Here is an 18,696-nt window from a genome sequence, read left to right on the forward strand (position 1 = left end):
TTAGCAAAGGGGGGGGACTGTTTTATCCCCTTAAGGAAAGAGGGAATGAAAAGCAGAAAAAACCGCCCCCGGAGGGACGGCCATAAATCAGTTAGTTCGATTTATCTGAGGTGGAATAGCCACCCTAGATATAGTTCAGAGAGTTTAGGCGTAGAACTCACGAACCTCGAAGTTAGGAGTCAAGTCCAGACCAAAGGTACCGCTAATACCTGTAAGTTCTACGAGGAAGTCGTCTTGGGAGCTGACAGCCGCAACACCGTTGTTGATGAACAGGAATTCGCGACCAGCCAGAGCACCAGAAGAGACATTGATCTGTTGCATCTCAACCAGAGAAGGCAAGCCGGGTAGCAAGGAGAAGGAGAGAGACGCACCGACACTGTTGTCTGCATTTACAGCTAAGAACACATCGTTGATGTTATTAGCAGAGGCATTAAGGATCGGATCGTTTAGATTGAAGACCGTATTCCCCGCCTGTAAATTAAGGACACGTTGGACGGCAAGGCCGGATGTAGCATCACCAGACAAGAAGTTATTGGCTCCAGCCGCGAAGACAAATTTGTCGTTGTTTACGTTGAAACCAGTAATGTTATCGACGTTGGCTCCATTGACCGCTGCGTTTTCAAAGGCACCATTCATGTACCAGATTTCATTGGCACCGTTAACGCCAACACCGCCGACAGTGACATCATTACCGATATCAATAGTGTCTGCACCAAGACCACCATAGAAAGTATCGTTGCCACGACCACCCACGAGCTCGTCATCGCCGCCAACGGCACGGAACTCAAGGCGGAGTTGAGCCAAATTGATAGCAGCTTGAGCAGCTTGAGCTTTACTATCACCCGCCTGGCCTTGGAGAGTGGCGTAGGGATTGACAAATGTCCAATCGTTGGGATCCAAGGGATCAAATGGCGCTGACAATTGGTCTACCAGGACAAAGTCACCGGCTAAGAAATCATTGCCGTCGCCACCAGAAATAGAATCGTCACCACCGATGAAACTGGTAGTACCGTCTTTGCCAAGCTGGAATCCTTTACCACCATCGATGATGATGCCGTTGTTATTAATAACACCGACAAACAAGTCACCAACCAGGATGTCATTGCCACCCTCACCGGTAATGGAATCATCGCCCGCACTAACGGTGGAACCATTGACCTGACCTAACTTGAAGTTGGTCAAGTTAATTTCACTGTCGTTGAACTCGAAACCAAACAGTCCGACATCACCAACGATGACATCTAGTCCATCGGCACCAGTCATGGTGTCATCACCACCAATGACGGTCAGAGTCTCAGTCAAGAATATGTCGTTACCAACCCCGTCAACGGCTGCAGCTAAATCGCCAACCAAGAAGTTATCTATGGCAACCTGACCAATAGGAAAGACAATCCCGTTATCACCCTGCTTGGTTGTGATGGTGTCATCGCCACCGATAGCGGTTCTTTCGAGGGATGCATTAAGGTCGATGTCTCCGAATGCGCCAATACTCCAGTCACCAACGGTAATATCACTCCCCAAACCGGCTTCAATGGTATCTTTACCACCATTAAATAAGTTCAGGTCAATATCATCGCCAGTAACCACTAAAAGATCACCGGCAATTACATCGTTACCACTACCGGCGTCGATGTCATCGTTGCCAAATGGTAATATTTCTTCTAGTGGTAATAAGGGTAATAACAGACTATCACCGGAAATGAAATCATCATCGTCGTTACCTTCAATGATGTCATCACCACCTAAACCGGCAATGGAATCCTCGCCACGGCCACCAAAGATGCTGTCATCGTCACGGCTACCGATGATCTCGTCGTCACCGATGTTGCCAATGACGGTGTAGCCATTGGTGTTAGGAGGGACGTTGGAAGCAGATAGGTCAACAGAACCACCGCCAGGATTTTCGATGGTGAGGGTAGCAATACCCAGGTTGAAGGTCAAGCCAGTAGCTTCCCAGTCTTGAACGACCCGAATTTCTGCTTCTGCATCTTCAGACACCTGGAATTGGTCGCCAGTTTCAGAGTTAGCATCGCCGAGGTCTTCGATGACATCAAAGCCAGCATCAACAAAGAAGAAATCGTCTCCTTCACCACCGGACATAATGTCATCACCTTCACCACCCTGGAGGTTGTCATTGCCTTTGCCACCAAAGAGGAAGTCATTTCCTTCATCCCCATTGAGGATGTCATTGCCGAAGCCAAGGATCGGATCCCCGTCACCGCCGACGAGGGTATCATCACCGGCACCGCCATTGAATTCGACACTGCCAATACCAGTCATTTCAATGAAATCGTCACCCTCATCGCCAAAGGCCAGATGCTGACCATCACCGTTACCGGGTTCCCCCGCAATGGGACCGAACAGAATTACGTCGTTGCCTTCACCGCCACGAACGGTGTGGGCACCAGAGATGGCAGCAACCCCCCTAATGAAATTCCTGGGGTTGTAATCAGCAGGTAAACCTAACTGGGCCAAAAGAACTTGATACTGTTCTTCCGTAGTCGGAATTGGCTGATCTGCCGCAATAAAGAGATCAAGGTCAGAAGGCTCAGAATCGTCAAAGAACGGATTGGCTATAGTCTCACTGTCTGGGTCGGCGGTTAGAGCGTCACCGCTGATTTCGATCAAGTCATCACCGGTACCACCTTCAACACTATGACCAGAGCCATTGGCGCTATCACTGGTAAAAGAATCACCGGTAATCCGGACAGTGTCGTCGTCGTCACCAGCAAATACAACATGACCAGCGAGATCGACACCTAGAGCCGCACCATTGCCCGAAACTGCTAAGGTTTTGTCGAATCCGATGAAGATGTCATCTTCACCTGCACCACCGAAGACCACATGGCCAGCAGAGTCACCAATGGCGTCGCCACTGATATTAATGTCGTCATCACCTGCGCCACCAACCTCGTTGATTAAGTCGAAGCTGTTGACCACATGACCAGCAATGGGACCTTCAGCAACACCAGTGAGAAGAATGCTGTCGTTACCTTCGCCACCAATGACAGTGTGACCAGCATCTGTATCACTGAAAGCATCACCGGTAATGGTTAACTCGTCATTGCCAGCACCACCATCCAGGATATGACCTTTGGAGATTACGTCTTTCAGATCTTCGCTGAGGGTAAAGGCATCCCGAGCGATGGAAATTTCGTCGTTACCGGAACCACTGAGGAAAGTAATGTCACCACCGGGGCGGTCATCAAAGAAAGCTTTCAAATCACCGGTAAAGACTTCCCGGCCTTCAAATTCAGGAATGAGGGCAGAACCAGTGGCATCAACCTTAACAACAGAGCCAATCAGGGAAGTGGACAAGGTGAGGTTTTCAATGCCAGTGATGCCAATGCTCTCAACTGCCACAATGCCTTCAATGTCTACCGTGTTGGTATTACCTTTGGACGAGGTGGTAACCCCGGAGGTGAGGCCAAGGGTTTCGTAGCCACCGTTGCCGGAGAAGTCGCTGATCTTGATACTGGTGACATCAGGACCGTCCTCGGTGACTTGGTCTACTGTGAGTAGCAAGAGATCATTGTCCCCGGCTAATTCGGGGTCAGCAATGCTGAAGCTAACATCATCACCGAAGAAGTAGTTGGTAACGGAGACGGTTTCCAAAGCAGTTTGGAGGTTGATGAGCTCTAGGTCACCACCTTTGGTACCGCTCGCTGCAACGTTTTTCAGACCAGTGATGAAACCTTGACCAACCACGTCGAAATCATTCGACACCAAAGTCAGGTCGTTTTCGATTAGGGTGGCTACGAGGGTTTCGATTCCATCCAGCACCGGGAAAATGGTATTGATGTTACCAAAGGTGGCTTCTTGCCAGGTCAAGCTCAAAGTTGGATCTTCGCCGGTACCAGTCAGGCGATCATTACTGTTGAGGGTATTAAAGATGGAGCCACCTTCAACCACAGCCACCGACAGGAAGGAGTTGCCAGAACGAATGTCAGCTTGAGGCGTCAGGATAACGTCAGCCACAAGGAAGTTGAAATCAGACGCATTGGTGGCACCATTGACGATAACAGCCTCGGCTTCGGTGATAACACCAAGATCGGGGTTGGTGTTGGTGAGGGAGTAGCTAACCGCACCGTCAAGAAGAGTAGAGGGCGCAGCGCTGAGATTGTCTAGGGTATCCGCAATGATGTAGGTGAACCCTGCATTAAGGTTAGGCAGACTCAAGAGGTCCTCCGCCTGGGCAACGCTTAAAGGTACATCGGTGTTGTTTACGATTACCTCAGCGGCATTAACAATGGCCGGGGTGGAGAGGGCCGCCAAGATATTGGCAGAAGTATCTTCCACAATGTAGGAAGGACCAACGGGAATACCCAGACCTTGTAAAAACGTCGCAGAAGCAACGCTTACGGGAACGTCAGGATCGGACAAAGTGATGGCAGTGGCGCCACCGGAAACTCCTGGGTCAGCAACAATATTCGCGGAGGTGTCTGCGATGGCATACACACCATCAAAATTACCGAGGGCGAGGAGTTGGGACGCAGTGGCAACATCTACGATGTCGGTGATACCAACGCTAGCGGCACCAGATACGGCGGCACCACCAGCCAACACATCAGCGGCGGTGTCAAGGATATCCCAGGTCACACCGGCGGCCAGTTCGTCAGCGGTGGCTAGCAGTATATTTGCATCTTCCACGCTCAGGGGGGCAGCGGGGGACTGATTCGCAATGACATTATTTGCCCCAGTCACAACGGGGTCGTCAGCACCAGCGATCAAGTTATCAGCAGTATCGCTAATGGTGTAAGCGGGGGGTAGGTTGGGGGTGGCTTGGGCCTGGGCAATGGTGAAGACGCTCAGGGAAGCCGCAATTTCCACAATCTGGGCTTCTGCCGCAAGCACACTCGCATTGGTATCATCAACCGTAGCAATGATGCCCGCAGCCTCGGCATACTGGGCTTCTGTAAATGTATTAACCCCTGCAGTGGACAGAGCTTCGGTGTAGGACAGGGAAACATCAGCTTTGTTGGTCAGCGCCTCGAGGCGATCGGTCAGACCAGCAGCGGCGGAAGCATTGTTCAGCGCGTTGGGGAAATCTAGATAGTTGTCGGGGGACAGGGACAACCAGTTAATCCAGTAGTCCAATTCCTCCGTGGGGACCAGGGAGGTATCGTTAATGTCAATGTTGTAGAGATTGGCAAAAACCTGGGCTACATACTGGCGTTTGTCAGCGGTTTGGGGCGCTTGGAAAAAGGGATACTTAATAGCTGCATCGGGGCTGCTGGCAAACAGGGCAACTGCTTCTGCATAGGTGATGTTTGCCCCATCTGTGGCCCACCAATTCAGATCACTGGCGGATACACCACGGCCGGTGTACATGATCTGTAGAGCCGCAATTACGTTAGGACTTAGTGCCATAGGACTTCTTAAAACTCCTCAGTTTTTACGGTAAAAAATATACAAAACAGGGTTCATCTATGTGTGTCTCGGAGTTGCTTAGGGTAATCATAGCAAGAATCGCCTTGCTGTCAAGACTAGAAGCATACCGCTGTTAACACGATGAATCCTCGCACTTTTTCGACATTGTCTACTTGGCGAACAGTAGGACTTGTTCTAGTCCACCCAACGAGGCAAGCCCATGGGGATCGTCTAGAATCGCTACTCCAGGCAAATTATAGCCTACGAATAAGAAAATGCAGAGATATTTTCCCCAGCATCGCTCAAAAATCCAGAATGACTATATTAAGCGGGGCAAGAATTCACCTTTGTTAAGCTCCCTTACTTTCGTAATTAAGGCTCCGGCTAGGTAAAGTTGAGTTTTGACTGTTTAATCCCCCCTAGCCCCCCTTGGGAAGGGGGGAACTGTCACAAAAGCCCTCCGCCAGAGCTTTAGTGGGTTGATTTAGGGGGATGAACACCTAGCTTTGCACTTTTCAGACACTTTCTAGAGGAAAGGGAAAAGCTAGTAGTACCAGTTTGGAACTAGGCCGGCGGCGGTGTTAATGAAAATGCAATCCAGAGTGGTCAACTCCCCCTGGGGACCACGGTAGGGCTCAGAAACGTCCCAAAGGCGAAAGTTGAATGGCAACAACCAATGGGCAATCTCCGTTAACAGGGGGGTTTTGGGACCGTAACCCCGATAGAGCCAGCACTCCAGAAATAAAACATCAACTTTGGCTAATGTTTGGGCTGCTCCCCGGAGGATGGACAATTCATTGCCCTGGGTGTCGATTTTAATCACCTGGGGTTGGGGCAAGCCAAGCTTGACCAGGGCCGAATCCAACGTGAGCAGGGGAACTTGAACAGCATTGATGGAGGGACCACCTTCCGTCATGGGTAAAGTGGTGCTACTGGCGGGGTCGTCAAAAACATTAACCGTTATGGTGCCATCCCGATCGCCGAGGGCGTATTTGTATAGATGGAAGGAAGGATAAACCCGTAACGTTTCCTCCATCAGACCTTGATAATCCGGCACATGGTCCACCAAGGGCTCGAACAAATAGAAGTCTGCCTCCGTTACCACCTGCTTTATATAGTAAGACCAACCACTGTTGGAAGCGCCCACATCGAAAATCACCTGGGGTTGGTAGCCCAATCGGGCCAAGCGTCGGAACACCTGACGGTCTAGCTGGAGAACCTGGCCATCTAGATCGTCGAGCATTTTTTGGTAATGGGGGGAAAGGCTGGGGGAAGACATTATTCAACTGTAGGCGAAGGGAGCAAGCTGGCCCAGGGCCCCATGACAATTAAAACCAATCTTTCCACTATGGAGCAGGCAAAGTGCTACTCCCAGATCACCTAGAACGTGGCGTGATTGTTCCGAGAAGGTTGATAAAAACCGATCTCAACAGCGCAGGGAAATGGACTAGTAAAAATTATGTGTCTACAAATTGCCCCGGCTTTTATGTTTAGCTTTGCTGACCACCAACTCAGTTTTTAGAGCCTGTTTGGAAAGTTGAGTTTTGGCTGTTTAATCCCTCCTAGCCTCCCTTGGGAGGGGGGGAACTGTCACAAAAGTCCCCTTTTTTAAGCCGGAGCTCTAGTGAGGAGATTCAAGGGGATAAATATCTAGCCTTGCATTTTTCAAATACTTTCTTAGGAGTCAGATGGGGGAATCGGCAATACTGGCGGTGTAAGGGGGGGTAAAGCTGGAGCGCCGACATCACGGGTTACGGACTCGCCATACTGTTCCAGCACAATGTTTGAATTTTCCCCCATGACGTTGATGGATTGCACCCTAACATTGCCACCGGACAGGCGATCGCCAACGGTTACGTTACGGGCTACGGGTTCCCCAGGGGCTTGGACAATGGCATAGGGACGACTGCCGATTTCGATAACACCGGAAACCACCACAGCCCTAGCATCATCGGGATAAAGTCTGGGCGGCTCCGAATTTGGAAAGATTGAGCTGCCATTTTGTTGCCCAGGCTCACCTGTGATGCCATTGACTCCTGTTTGTCCATCACTGCTGGCAACGTTGCCGCTATTTTCTCCTCCATTCGACGCCCCATCTGTTGCTTTGCTCCCATCAGCGGTAGATCCCGGGCTTGTAACCTTTGCTTCAACTGGGATCAAGGCGAAAGGATTTGGCCGACCAGCCTGGATTTCCCTCAAACGTTGATCCGGCAATACGGGGGGAATTAACCCCAGGGCGGCGATATCCACCGGGGGCAGGGGCCGAACGGCGGTCAGGGGCACTTCCGGGGGAGCTGTTTCTTGATTCTCGACGGAAACATCGGTTTCTTCACCACTGCCACCGCCGGGGAGAAATCCACATCCACCGCTGAACATCAGCAGGGAGACAGTTAAAAGGGAGAACAGAGATCGCTTCTTCATTATTGGAATCGCTGCAACACAGCCGAAAATACGAAGGGAGGCGGAGGAGTGGAAGTCTAAATTCGGGGAAATCTGGATTTAACCATTACTTTCCCCTCTAATCTTACAGCCTCCCCCAAAAATGCCAAGGGATTAAAGTAAATTCTGCTGGCGATCGTCAAGAAATATTACAAACTGTTACGGGGGCAGTGTAATCAGGAACGCAATGCCTGAGAATGGTTTGGGCAGGTTGCTCGCTGGAGTCCGCTGGTTAACGGCATTGTCCAGTTCGTGACTGCGCCTCGGTTGATAAAATCAGCTTAAAGCCTTTTTTTAACGTTTTAAATCTTTACGGAGGAATCCATCCATGAGTATCGTCACGAAATCAATCGTGAATGCTGATGCAGAAGCCCGCTACCTGAGCCCCGGCGAACTGGATCGTATTAAAGCTTTTGTTACCGGCGGTGCCGCCCGTCTTCGCATTGCTGAAACCCTAACTGGTTCTCGGGAAACCATCGTTAAACAAGCTGGCGATCGCCTTTTCCAAAAACGTCCTGACATCGTTTCCCCCGGCGGCAATGCCTACGGTGAAGAAATGACCGCCACCTGCTTGCGCGACATGGACTACTACCTCCGTCTCGTCACCTACGGTGTGGTTTCCGGTGACGTTACCCCCATCGAAGAAATCGGTCTAGTGGGCGTACGGGAAATGTATCGTTCCCTCGGCACCCCCATCGAAGCCGTTGCTCAAAGTGTCCGGGAAATGAAAGAAGTTGCTTCCGGTTTGATGTCCTCCGATGATGCCGCCGAAGCCTCTGCCTACTTTGACTTCGTTATCGGAAAAATGAGCTAGGTCTGTGTACCCAAGCTTATTAAAGTGTTGAGCTTAATTATTCAACCCTTTTAGCAAATTTTCCCCATTGAGTAAGATTTAAGGAAACCAAAACTATGCAAGACGCAATTACGGCTGTAATCAACTCTGCTGACGTTCAAGGTAAGTACCTCGACGGTGCTGCCATGGACAAACTGAAAAGCTACTTCGCCAGCGGTGAACTGCGGGTGCGGGCTGCCAGTGTAATCAGCGCCAACGCCGCCACCATCGTTAAAGAAGCTGTGGCCAAATCCCTGTTGTACTCCGACGTCACCCGTCCCGGCGGCAACATGTACACCACCCGTCGCTATGCGGCTTGTATCCGTGACTTGGACTACTACCTCCGCTATGCCACCTATGCCATGTTGGCCGGTGATGCTTCCATTCTCGATGAGCGCGTACTCAACGGTTTGAAAGAAACCTACAACTCCCTCGGTGTACCCATCTCTTCCACCGTTCAAGCTATCCAAGCCATCAAAGAAGTTACCGCTAGCTTGGTTGGTGCTGATGCCGGCAAAGAAATGGGCGTTTACCTCGACTACATCTGCTCTGGCTTGAGCTAGTCCTGGATTCCCGTGGGTGATGCTGCCTTGGTTGATTTGCAACTTAGCCAGTAGCCCCTCTGTTGGAACGGGAAGTCGAAAGTGAGTGCTGGGGCCGTTAAAGCCACCACCGGGATAGCCGGGGTTTTAGCTGACCGGTATTGACTTCTGACTCCCGTTCTGTCGCATATGCCAACTTTTTAAGAGAAAACGTTTTAGGAGAGCCACACCCCATGCGGATGTTTAGAATTACGGCTTGTGTTCCTAGCCAAACCCGGATTCGGACACAACGGGAATTACAAAATACCTATTTTACGAAGTTGGTGCCCTATGACAATTGGTTTCGTGAGCAACAGCGCATCATGAAAATGGGCGGCAAAATTGTGAAAGTCGAATTAGCCACTGGCCGTCCCGGCACCAATGCTGGTCTAGCCTAAGCTTGAGACTAGTTGTTGCTAATTTAGCAATGTTGAATGGCAATTTTATGAATCAATTTTTTCGAGGTCAGCAATGGCCTCTTTTTTTGTTTGGTTAATCTCCCTCTTCCCTTCTGGCCTGAAAGCAACACCATTCCTGCCGTTTCCATATAGCGACCACCGTCCAACCGTTTTGCTCCAGCGCATCGGCGATCGCCTGACTTTGTTCCACCATAATACCGCTGAGAATAGCCCAGCCATGGGGTTTGACTAGAGGGGTGAATTGGGGCAGTAAATCCACAATTACCTCCGCCAAAATATTGCAAATAATGCCGTCCACCGGCTCAGCAATTAACTGTTCCAATTCCGGCACACTGCCCTCATTGATGACCAAATTATCGGGGTGAATTTGGTTCAGATGACGATTATGACGGGCTGATTCCACCGTTAGGGGATCATTATCCACTCCATAAACCTTGGCTGCCCCTAATAAAACCGCTCCAATGCCTAAAATACCGGAACCACAACCTAGATCCGCCAGAACTTGATGTTTGTCTGGCTCCACCCGCATTTCCAAGGATTCTAAACAAAGCTGGGTGGTGGCATGGGTGCCGGTGCCAAAGGCCACACCAGGATCTAGGCGGAGAATCAGCCGATCCGAATTTTCCGGAGGATCAATCCAGGCCGGATAGATGATAAACCGATCGCCAACGGGGGTGGGTTGCCAATGCTCTTTCCAGCTAATGGACCAATCTTCTTCGTCAATTAATTGCCAATGGAAGCGGGGCTTGGGCACCTGGAACAGTAATGCGTCCTGCTCACACCAGAGGGCTAGGGCGGCCAAGTCGAGAATTTCAGCCTTTTCCTGGGGTAAATAGCCACGGACAAGCAGGGAGTGGGCCTTTTTTTCGGTGGAGGTGCCTAAACAACCGAACTTTTCCAGCCGCCAAAAAGCAGTTTCTTCCAGGGAAGGATGGCAAAGTATTCTAATTTCCCACCAACTATTAGCCGCAGCCATCGATTTCTCCCTTATGTGCGCCAACGGTAGGGAAGATTAATTCCTCCCCCCATTGACTTGGACCCTTGGTGAGCTAATTAGAGCTTAACGGTGTAGGCATCCCGGATACCGGCCACCTTGGTGATTTCCGACAGCAGACCATCGGGCAGAGGATCATCCAAGCTCAGGGCCATAATTGCATCGCCCCGGACAATTTTGCGCCCCACCTGCATGCTGGCGATGTTGACGTTAAAGCTACCCAGCAGGGAACCAATTTTACCAATGATACCCGGCATATCCCGGTGCAAGGTGAACAACATATAGTTGTTGGGGGGAACGTTAATGGGAAACTCATCCACGTCGGTAATGCGAATTTCACCATTACTCAACAGGGCCCCGGTGGCGGAATGTTCTCCCATGGTGCCGGTGGCTTTGAGGTGCAAAGAGCCAGAATAGTCCCGCACGGAAGCATCTTTAGTTTCAATGACCCGGATGCCCCGTTCCTTGGCTTCGATCGCCGCATTGACGTAATTAACCCGTTCCCGCAGAGCTTGGGAGAGCAAACCTTTAATGGCCGCCACCACCAGGGGTTGACTATTGGTATATTCCGCCAAATCTCCCTGTAAGCAAACCGTTAGGCGATCGATGCGGCCGCCGGCCAATTGACCCACTAAAGTACCGAGGGTTTCCGCCAGCTTCAGGTAGGGACGCAATTTTTCCATTACATCGGGGGTTAAACCGGGAATATTCACCGCTGAACGGGCCGGCAAACCAAGCAACACATCCCGAATTTGTTCCGCCACATCCACCGCCACATTTACCTGGGCTTCTTCAGTGGAAGCACCCAAATGGGGGGTTAAAATCACATTGCTAAATTCCCGCAGCCGAGATTCCCCTAGGGGTTCCTGGGCAAACACATCCAGGGCAGCCCCACCAATCTGGGCCGTTTCAATGGCTGTTACCAAAGCTTCTTCATCAATAATGCCTCCCCGGGAACAGTTGATAATCCGGGCAGTGGGCTTCATTTTAGCCAGGGTTTCAGCATTGATTAGGTTGGCGGTTTCCGGTGTTTTGGGAATGTGTAGAGTGATAAAGTCGGCTTCACTGAAGAGCAGATCTAAGTCCACCAAAGTGCAACCAATTTGGTCGGCCCGTTCCTGGGAAATAAACGGATCGTAAGCTAACAATTTCATCCCCATGGCTTTGGCCACACCGGCCACGTGGGAACCAATTTTCCCCAGCCCCACTACACCTAAAGTTTTCTTATAAACTTCCGTACCAATAAATTGTTTCCGTTCCCACTTACTTTCCTTAACGGATTTGTTGGCATCGGGGATGTGGCGGGCCAGGGCCATCATCATCGCTAGAGCATGTTCCGCCGCCGCAATGGTGTTACCCTCGGGGGAATTGACCACCACAATGCCCTGACGGGTGGCCGCCGGCACATCAATGTTATCCACCCCAACCCCAGCCCGACCAATGATTTTTAACTGGCTACCCGCTTGGATAATTTTCTCCGTCACCTTGGTGGCAGAGCGCAACATAATGGCATCGTACTCAGGAACAATGTCTATAATTTCTGCTTCCGATAGCCCAGTTTTGACGTCAACTTGGGCCACTTGTTTGAGAATATCAATGCCGACTTGGTCAATGGAGTCAGAAACTAAAACTTTAGCCATGGTGAATGATCGAAAAATTAATAGCGCTGGGGCCGGCGGGGACAAAAGGCCAAGAGACAGTCCCTGGAGCCAGGCTAGATTCACTAGATGGAGTTAGTATCCTGGGCCGATCTCCGTAGCCCATTCTAGCGGCTTGGGGGATAACCGTTAGCAATATTTCTGATTCCCTGGGACTGGGGGGGCCAAACCATAGGGAGTTTTCCCTAGAAAGCCTAGAAGTTTTTGGATATAATAAGCAAGATTAATTTAAAGTAACAAAACTTAAAATTGCCCTGGTTACTGTTCCCCCAGAGCAAAATCTTTTTTTTTAAACCCCCTTTAGCCAACTTTACTCAGCCCCCGTAGTGATTCCCCTTTTAACCACCGCCTTAGCCCAGCCAGGGCTGAATTTTTTGCGCCGCTTACACCGTTGGCGTTCTGGCTTATCCATTAACCCCGCGACCACTGGCATGCAATTAGCAGCTGGCTTCCTTGTGTCGGTGCCGGTGTTTATCCAAGCTCCCCTGGTACGACAGTTTCCCTGGATTTCGCTCGCTTTAACTTTGCCCTGGGTGGCGATCGCCGTTTGGTTAATGAAGCGACCGGAACAGGCCATGTGGGGGGATTTGTTGTTGGGCTTTAGCTGGAGTTGGTTGGCGGGAGCGATTTATTGGGGCTGGTTTCGTTGGGAGCCCCTCTGGCATTTACCCATCGAGGCGATCGGTTTACCCTTTGCCCTCTGGGGATTGAAACGGGGCTGGGGAGTGATCGGCCATTTATTCTATCTAGGCTCCCTGATGGGGACAGCGGTCACGGACCTTTACTTTTACCTCACCGGATTGATGGACCATTGGCGGCAGGTGATGGTGGTGGACCCGGAATTTGCCCGGTTTGTGTTTCAGGCGGCCCTGGCTAAAATCCACACTCCCTGGGGTGCTGCCTGGGCTTGGCTACTACTGGCCCTATTGTTGGGGCTGGGGGGTTGGGCATTGCAACGGCCTTCCCCCGGTTGGCAAGCCTTTGGGGGGGCAGTGTTGAGTACGATTGTCGTAGATGCCCTTTTCTGGCTTGGGGCTATGATGGCCTAAGTCAACTCTTGTCATTATTCTGTGGATAAGCCTGCCCTACCCATTTACCTAGTAGTACATTTTTCTTATGGAGATGTAACCTTTCCTCTCCAGGGGCGGAGCTATTGGACTGTGGGCCGGAGTCAGGACAATGATTTGGTCATCCGAGACAATTGTATTTCCCGCAACCATGCCATTCTACAGGCGACGGAAGAGGATACCTTTTTGCTAATTGATTTGGGTAGTCGCAATGGCACCTTTGTTAATGGTCGACGGGTGAGTGTGCCGATCGCCATTCAAGACCAAGACAAAATTACCTTTGGCAAAACGGAAGCGCAATTCTACTCCGATCAAAACGGCACCCCGTCGGGGCTACTGCGAAATCCGGCGGAATGGGATACCCAGACCAATGTGCTCCATGAACGGCGGTTAATTACGGTGTTGGTGGCGGATATGCGTAACTTCACCGGCATGGCCCAACAGGTGGAAGAGGAGTTGCTATCTATGCTGATTGGCAATTGGTTTCGCCAGGCTGGGCATATTCTGCGGGAAGCGGGCAGTTGGGTGGATAAGTACATCGGTGATGCGGTGATGGCCATCTGGTTCCACGGTTACAACGAAGCTACTCCCGCGGAAATTATTCAAATTCTCCATGCTGTCAACCGACTCCAAGCTATGACTGCCAAGTTGAATCAGAAATATGAGCTACCCTTTCCCCTCCGCATTGGTACAGGGATAAACACTGGTTACGCCATGGTGGGCAATACCGGCAGTGGGGACCATCCTGACTACACGGCGATCGGGGACACGGTCAATGCGGCTTTTCGGCTGGAATCGGCCACTAAACAGGCCCATTTCGACTTAGCCATGAGCGAAAAAACCTTCAGTTACTTACAGGACTTGCCCCAATGGTCCGCAACTGTTCAGCAGCACACCATTGAGTTGAAAGGCTACACTAACCCGATCACCATTTACGGACTGCCCTTTGCTACCTTGGGAACCCTGTTGGATCACACCTCCTTGGAAGATACTACCCCCGCCTCGGAAGGGCCCTAATCGTCCATAATGGAAACCGTTGTAACATTTCTTAACACCTATGCCATTACCCACTTCCCTGACCACCCTGGATGGAACGCCCCTGGCCCCGGAGGTCATTGCCGATAAAGTTGTCCTTTTTGTTAACGTTGCCAGTAAGTGCGGCTTAACCCCCCAATACAGCGGCCTAGTGGCTTTGGACAAGGCCTATGGAGAAAAGGGCTTAGTAATTATCGGTGTGCCCTGCAACCAATTTGGGGCCCAGGAACCAGGCTCCCCAGAGGAAATCAAAGATTTCACCAAAACCAAGTACGACGTTGATTTCACCTTGTTGGAAAAGCAGGACGTCAATGGTCCCAACCGCAGTCCCCTCTACCAATTCCTTGTGGGGGATGGGGAAGATATTAGCTGGAACTTTGGCAAATTTTTAATTGGTCGGGATGGACAGGTGGTGGCTCGCTTTGACCCCCAAACTAAACCCGATGACACTAATCTCAAGGCGGCGATCGAAAAAGCCTTGGGCTAAGTTATTGAGCGTAAATAGCACAAACATTGTCTGCTATTGAGCTTGTTGCAATCTTCACCCCGGCCCTGGGCACGGGGTATTTTATTGGTAAAAATCCGATCCTCATAGGCGATCGCCGGGGGGGATTTGTTTATTTGTTGTCAAAGCTTGAAATTTCCAATGCCCCGCTTGCCAAATTAATCCCCATAATTGAGCTGGAGGCGGAGTTAATGGCCGCCCATCCCAACCCATGGCATTGGAAAACAATTATGCGTGATGTTTTTATTGTTGCCGCTAAACGAACTCCCCTGGGACGTTTTGGTGGCTCCCTGACCAATTTTTCGGCGGCGGATTTGGGAGCCCATGTGATGAAAAGCGTCCTAGCCCAGGCCGGGGTGGGGGGAGACCAGCTTGACCTGTACATTATGGGCAACGTGTTAAGGGCTGGCCATGGGCAATTGATTCCCCGGCAAGCGGCCTTGAAGGCGGAGATTCCCGATACGGTGGACGGTTATGCAGTGGATATGGTCTGCTCTTCCGCCATGATGAGTGTGATTAATGCAGCTTTAACCATCCGGGCTGGGGAGGGGGATTTAATTTTAGCTGGAGGGACGGAATCCATGTCCCAAACTGGTTTTTACCTTTCCCACCGGGCCCGCTGGGGCTACAAGTTCCTCATGGGAGCACCGGAAAATTTAACCGATCTCCTGCTCCATGATGGTTTGACGGACAGCACCAATGGGGAGGGCATGGGGGAACAGACGGAAAAATTGGCCGCAGAGCATGGTTTCAGCCGGATAGAATTGGACGAAGTGGCCTGCTTATCGCAACAAAGGGCGGCCCACGCCACGGAATCTGGTTATTTTGACTCAGAAATTGCCCCGATTGAAATCACCAGTCGGAAAGGAACCCAGGTGTTAGCCAGTGATGAAGGTATTCGCAGTGACACCACCGTGGAAAGTCTAGGCAAATTGCGCTCGGCCTTTGCCAAGGACGGAGTGTTAACAGCGGGCAACTGTAGTCAGATTACCGATGGGGCGGCAGCTTTGCTCCTGGCCAGTGGGGAAGCGGTGGAAAAATATCAACTCAAACCCTTGGCAAAAATTTTGGGAGGCAGTTGGGCGGCGGGTACTCCCAGTCGTTTTCCTGAGTTGCCTATTACCGCTAGCCAGAAACTGTTAGCAAAGCTAGATAAAACCCTGGCAGATTTTGACTTGTTTGAAAATAATGAAGCCTTCTCCGTCAGCAATCTTTTATTTGAGCGGCGGTTGGGGGTGGATCGGGACAAGTTGAATGTGAACGGTGGGGCGATCGCCCTGGGGCATCCCATTGGAGCGTCGGGGGCCAGGATCATGGTTACCCTACTCTATGCCTTGCAACAACGGGATAAAACTCTGGGGTTAGCAGCCCTTTGCCATGGCACGGGGGGCGGTACGGCGATCGCCTTAGAGCGGGTGTGAACAGTGGCAAGATCTCCACAATTAGTCCCTTTAGTTCACAAATTTCTCAACATTTCGATTTCAACATTTTCAACATTTAACCTATTTACCCAGGAGTCACCATGTTAAGTCTTGGTTTGGAAGATAAAGTAATCGTGGTCACCGGCGGCAATCGGGGCATCGGCGCGGCGATCGTGAAATTACTCCAGGAAATGGGGGCCAAAGTAGCTTTTACCGATTTAGCTACGGACGGGGGTAATACTGAAGCCCTGGGGGTGGTGGCCAACGTCACCGATTTGGAATCCATGACGGCGGCGGCAGCGGAAATCACCGATAAGCTGGGCCCCGTTTACGGTGTGGTGGCCAATGCCGGTATCACCAAAGACAACTTTTTCCCAAAATTAACCCCCGCCGATTGGGATGCAGTGTTGAACGTTAACTTGAAAGGGGTAGCCTACAGCATTAAGCCTTTCATCGAAGGCATGTATGAACGGAAAGCCGGCTCCATTGTGGCCATTAGTTCCATCTCCGGGGAGCGGGGTAACGTCGGTCAAACTAACTATTCCGCCACTAAAGCTGGGGTAATTGGCATGATGAAATCCCTGGCTCGGGAAGGGGCCCGGTATGGAGTGCGGGCCAATGCAGTAGCCCCTGGTTTCATTGACACCGAAATGACTTTGGCGATCCGGGAAGATATTCGGGAAAAAATTACCAAGGAAATCCCCTTCCGCCGTTTTGGTAAACCGGAGGAAATTGCCTGGGCGGTGGCCTTTTTACTTTCCCCCGTAGCCAGTAGCTATGTCACCGGCGAAGTATTACGGGTAAATGGGGCCCACCACACCTAACTTTTGCGGTACTGTGCAAGAATCCTAATTTTCTCCTCCCTAATTCTGGGGAGATTTTTTTTAGCCGTCTAAATCCCCCGCCATCACCGTGGCGATCGCCGTTTTGGCATTGTCCTGAAATTCCCGCACATTGACTTTGTTGAGCAGGAAAATGGAGAGAATTAACCCCAGGGCCTGGAGGGCAAACACCAAACCGTAGGCCAATACCGCATTGGCAAATAAAGCTTTGCCGATGTTCAACACCGTTCCCCCAGCCACCGTGGCTAAGCCTCTGGAAATGGATTGGGCCAAACCCCAAGCTCCAATAAAAGTGCCAGCGGTTTCCACAGCGGTGAGGTCCAACATTAAACTGGTGGCTCCAGCGGTGATCATGCCCGATGCTAAGCCGAAGAAAAGTAAACCGGATTTTAACAGGGTCACATTTTGCTGAAATCCCGCCAGAATTAACAGGGAAAAACACAGGGCGGCCAGGGCACAGCCCAGGGAAGTGGTGCGTTGTTTGCCTAAACGGGGGACGACAAAAAAGCCAGTGGAGCCAATGCCCAGCAGGGTTCCCATGCCAAAAAAGGCGTTTAACTGGGTGGTTTCGGAAATGCAAAGATTAAAGACTTCCCCACCGTAGGGTTCCAGTACTGCATCCTGCATAAATAGGCTCAGGGTTAGTAGCAACAAAAAGCCGAAGAAGATGGCCGTTTGTCGGCTGGCGGTCAACACCTTCAGCGCTTGCCCCAAAGTAATTTCATCCTCTCGCCCCCCGGAACGATCGCCAAAGCGGGAATATTTCTTTTCCACCCCCACCGTGGCGAGCCAGGCCAGGAATACCACGATCGCCGGCATGATGATGAAGACGGGATTAATTCCCCGTTGCAGTTGGGCAATATCGACGGTTTTTTTCACTAGCAGGGCATCGGCATTCAACAGGGCCGGGCCACAAATTTCAGGGGTGTTTAACAGCCGGGAACTGACAATGGCCCCCACCACGATACCCACCATCAACATGGACCAGACAATGCCCACCAGTTTGGAGCGATTATCTTCATCGGATACGTCCACCAACAGGGCGGCAAAGGGAGTGGAGCTTAAACTCAGAGTGACCCCGTAGGCGGCGAAAACTGCCCCCAGCACAATGCTCCAAAAAATGGTTAGGGCTCCCCAGCCGTTATTTTGCAAACTTAGCCCCAATTGCCACACCACCTGGAGGGCGATAAAGGACAATATGGTAAAACCCAGGGCTCCCAGCCACACATAGCCAGTGCGATGGTAACCCCACAGCCGCTGACTGTCGGACAGTTGACCGCACCACACCTTAAAGGGACTAACAAATTGATACATGGCGATCGCCGTAGCGGCCACCCAGGGTAACACTGCTAGCTCGTCAATCAGCACCCGGTTGAGTACCCCCAGGGTAAGTAGGGACATAATGCCCAGCCCCATCTGGAATAACCCCAGACGGAACATAGTCACCAGGGGCAATTTGGGCAACGGGGATCCGGCCATCGATTCGCTAACGGTCATTACTACCTTGTCACAGAAAACATCCCGTATTCTAAC

The 18,696-nt window shown here is 51.2% G+C and carries 14 protein-coding genes; 8 read left to right on the top strand and 6 right to left on the bottom strand.

Annotated features, from left to right (window positions below):
• Window positions 1-144: 144 nt before the first annotated feature.
• The 3 genes from C7I86_RS06725 to C7I86_RS06735 all read right to left on the bottom strand — a co-directional run bounded on the left by C7I86_RS06725 (window position 145) and on the right by C7I86_RS06735 (window position 7,791).
• A complete protein-coding gene (locus tag C7I86_RS06725) occupies window positions 145-5,331 on the bottom strand; it encodes an S-layer family protein (RefSeq protein WP_223211358.1) in 5,187 nt (1,728 codons plus the stop codon).
• Between the two features lie 583 nt (window positions 5,332-5,914).
• On the bottom strand, window positions 5,915-6,649 hold the full coding sequence (locus C7I86_RS06730) for an FkbM family methyltransferase (protein WP_010872501.1): 735 nt from the start codon (window positions 6,647-6,649) through the stop codon (window positions 5,915-5,917).
• Window positions 6,650-7,047: 398 nt separating this feature from the next.
• Window positions 7,048-7,791, bottom strand: a complete 744-nt coding sequence (locus tag C7I86_RS06735) for a hypothetical protein (RefSeq protein WP_010872502.1) — start codon at window positions 7,789-7,791, stop codon at window positions 7,048-7,050.
• A gap of 346 nt (window positions 7,792-8,137) precedes the next feature.
• Between C7I86_RS06735 and C7I86_RS06740 the strand changes: the two genes are divergently transcribed.
• The 3 genes from C7I86_RS06740 to C7I86_RS06750 all read left to right on the top strand — a co-directional run bounded on the left by C7I86_RS06740 (window position 8,138) and on the right by C7I86_RS06750 (window position 9,620).
• Entirely contained in the window at window positions 8,138-8,623 is a 486-nt protein-coding gene (locus tag C7I86_RS06740) for an allophycocyanin alpha chain (protein ID WP_010872503.1), read from the top strand.
• A 95-nt stretch (window positions 8,624-8,718) separates the two neighbouring features.
• Window positions 8,719-9,204 carry an allophycocyanin subunit beta gene (apcB, locus tag C7I86_RS06745; RefSeq protein ID WP_010872504.1) on the top strand — a complete coding sequence of 162 codons (486 nt, stop codon included), beginning with the start codon at window positions 8,719-8,721 and terminating at the stop codon, window positions 9,202-9,204.
• A gap of 212 nt (window positions 9,205-9,416) precedes the next feature.
• Window positions 9,417-9,620: a phycobilisome linker polypeptide gene (locus C7I86_RS06750; RefSeq protein WP_010872505.1), complete on the top strand. Its 204-nt coding sequence runs from the start codon at window positions 9,417-9,419 to the stop codon at window positions 9,618-9,620.
• A 94-nt stretch (window positions 9,621-9,714) separates the two neighbouring features.
• Here C7I86_RS06750 and prmA read toward each other — a convergent pair whose 3' ends face one another.
• Both prmA and serA read right to left on the bottom strand, forming a co-directional pair.
• Window positions 9,715-10,617: a 50S ribosomal protein L11 methyltransferase gene (gene prmA, locus C7I86_RS06755; RefSeq protein WP_010872506.1), complete on the bottom strand. Its 903-nt coding sequence runs from the start codon at window positions 10,615-10,617 to the stop codon at window positions 9,715-9,717.
• Between the two features lie 77 nt (window positions 10,618-10,694).
• On the bottom strand, window positions 10,695-12,359 hold the full coding sequence (gene serA / locus C7I86_RS06760; RefSeq protein ID WP_010872507.1) for a phosphoglycerate dehydrogenase: 1,665 nt from the start codon (window positions 12,357-12,359) through the stop codon (window positions 10,695-10,697).
• 260 nt (window positions 12,360-12,619) lie between these two features.
• Here serA and C7I86_RS06765 point away from each other — a divergent pair, with 260 nt between their 5' ends.
• The 5 genes from C7I86_RS06765 to phaB all read left to right on the top strand — a co-directional run bounded on the left by C7I86_RS06765 (window position 12,620) and on the right by phaB (window position 17,145).
• Window positions 12,620-13,342, top strand: coding sequence for a DUF3120 domain-containing protein (locus C7I86_RS06765; protein WP_010872508.1), 723 nt, complete (start codon window positions 12,620-12,622; stop codon window positions 13,340-13,342).
• A gap of 21 nt (window positions 13,343-13,363) precedes the next feature.
• On the top strand, window positions 13,364-14,377 hold the full coding sequence (locus C7I86_RS06770) for an adenylate/guanylate cyclase domain-containing protein (RefSeq protein ID WP_010872509.1): 1,014 nt from the start codon (window positions 13,364-13,366) through the stop codon (window positions 14,375-14,377).
• 40 nt (window positions 14,378-14,417) lie between these two features.
• Window positions 14,418-14,882: a glutathione peroxidase gene (locus tag C7I86_RS06775; protein ID WP_010872510.1), complete on the top strand. Its 465-nt coding sequence runs from the start codon at window positions 14,418-14,420 to the stop codon at window positions 14,880-14,882.
• A gap of 26 nt (window positions 14,883-14,908) precedes the next feature.
• The gene (gene phaA, locus C7I86_RS06780; RefSeq protein ID WP_223211359.1) at window positions 14,909-16,321 is read left to right on the top strand and encodes an acetyl-CoA acetyltransferase PhaA; all 1,413 of its coding nucleotides are present in this window, start codon (window positions 14,909-14,911) and stop codon (window positions 16,319-16,321) included.
• Between the two features lie 101 nt (window positions 16,322-16,422).
• Window positions 16,423-17,145, top strand: a complete 723-nt coding sequence (gene phaB, locus C7I86_RS06785; protein ID WP_010872512.1) for an acetoacetyl-CoA reductase PhaB — start codon at window positions 16,423-16,425, stop codon at window positions 17,143-17,145.
• A 60-nt stretch (window positions 17,146-17,205) separates the two neighbouring features.
• Here the strand turns inward: phaB and C7I86_RS06790 are convergent, their stop codons facing one another.
• Entirely contained in the window at window positions 17,206-18,660 is a 1,455-nt protein-coding gene (locus C7I86_RS06790; RefSeq protein WP_010872513.1) for a PucC family protein, read from the bottom strand.
• Between the last annotated feature and the right edge of the window lie 36 nt (window positions 18,661-18,696).

Source organism: Synechocystis sp. IPPAS B-1465, from assembly GCF_003015225.1.
Taxonomy (GTDB): domain Bacteria; phylum Cyanobacteriota; class Cyanobacteriia; order Cyanobacteriales; family Microcystaceae; genus Synechocystis.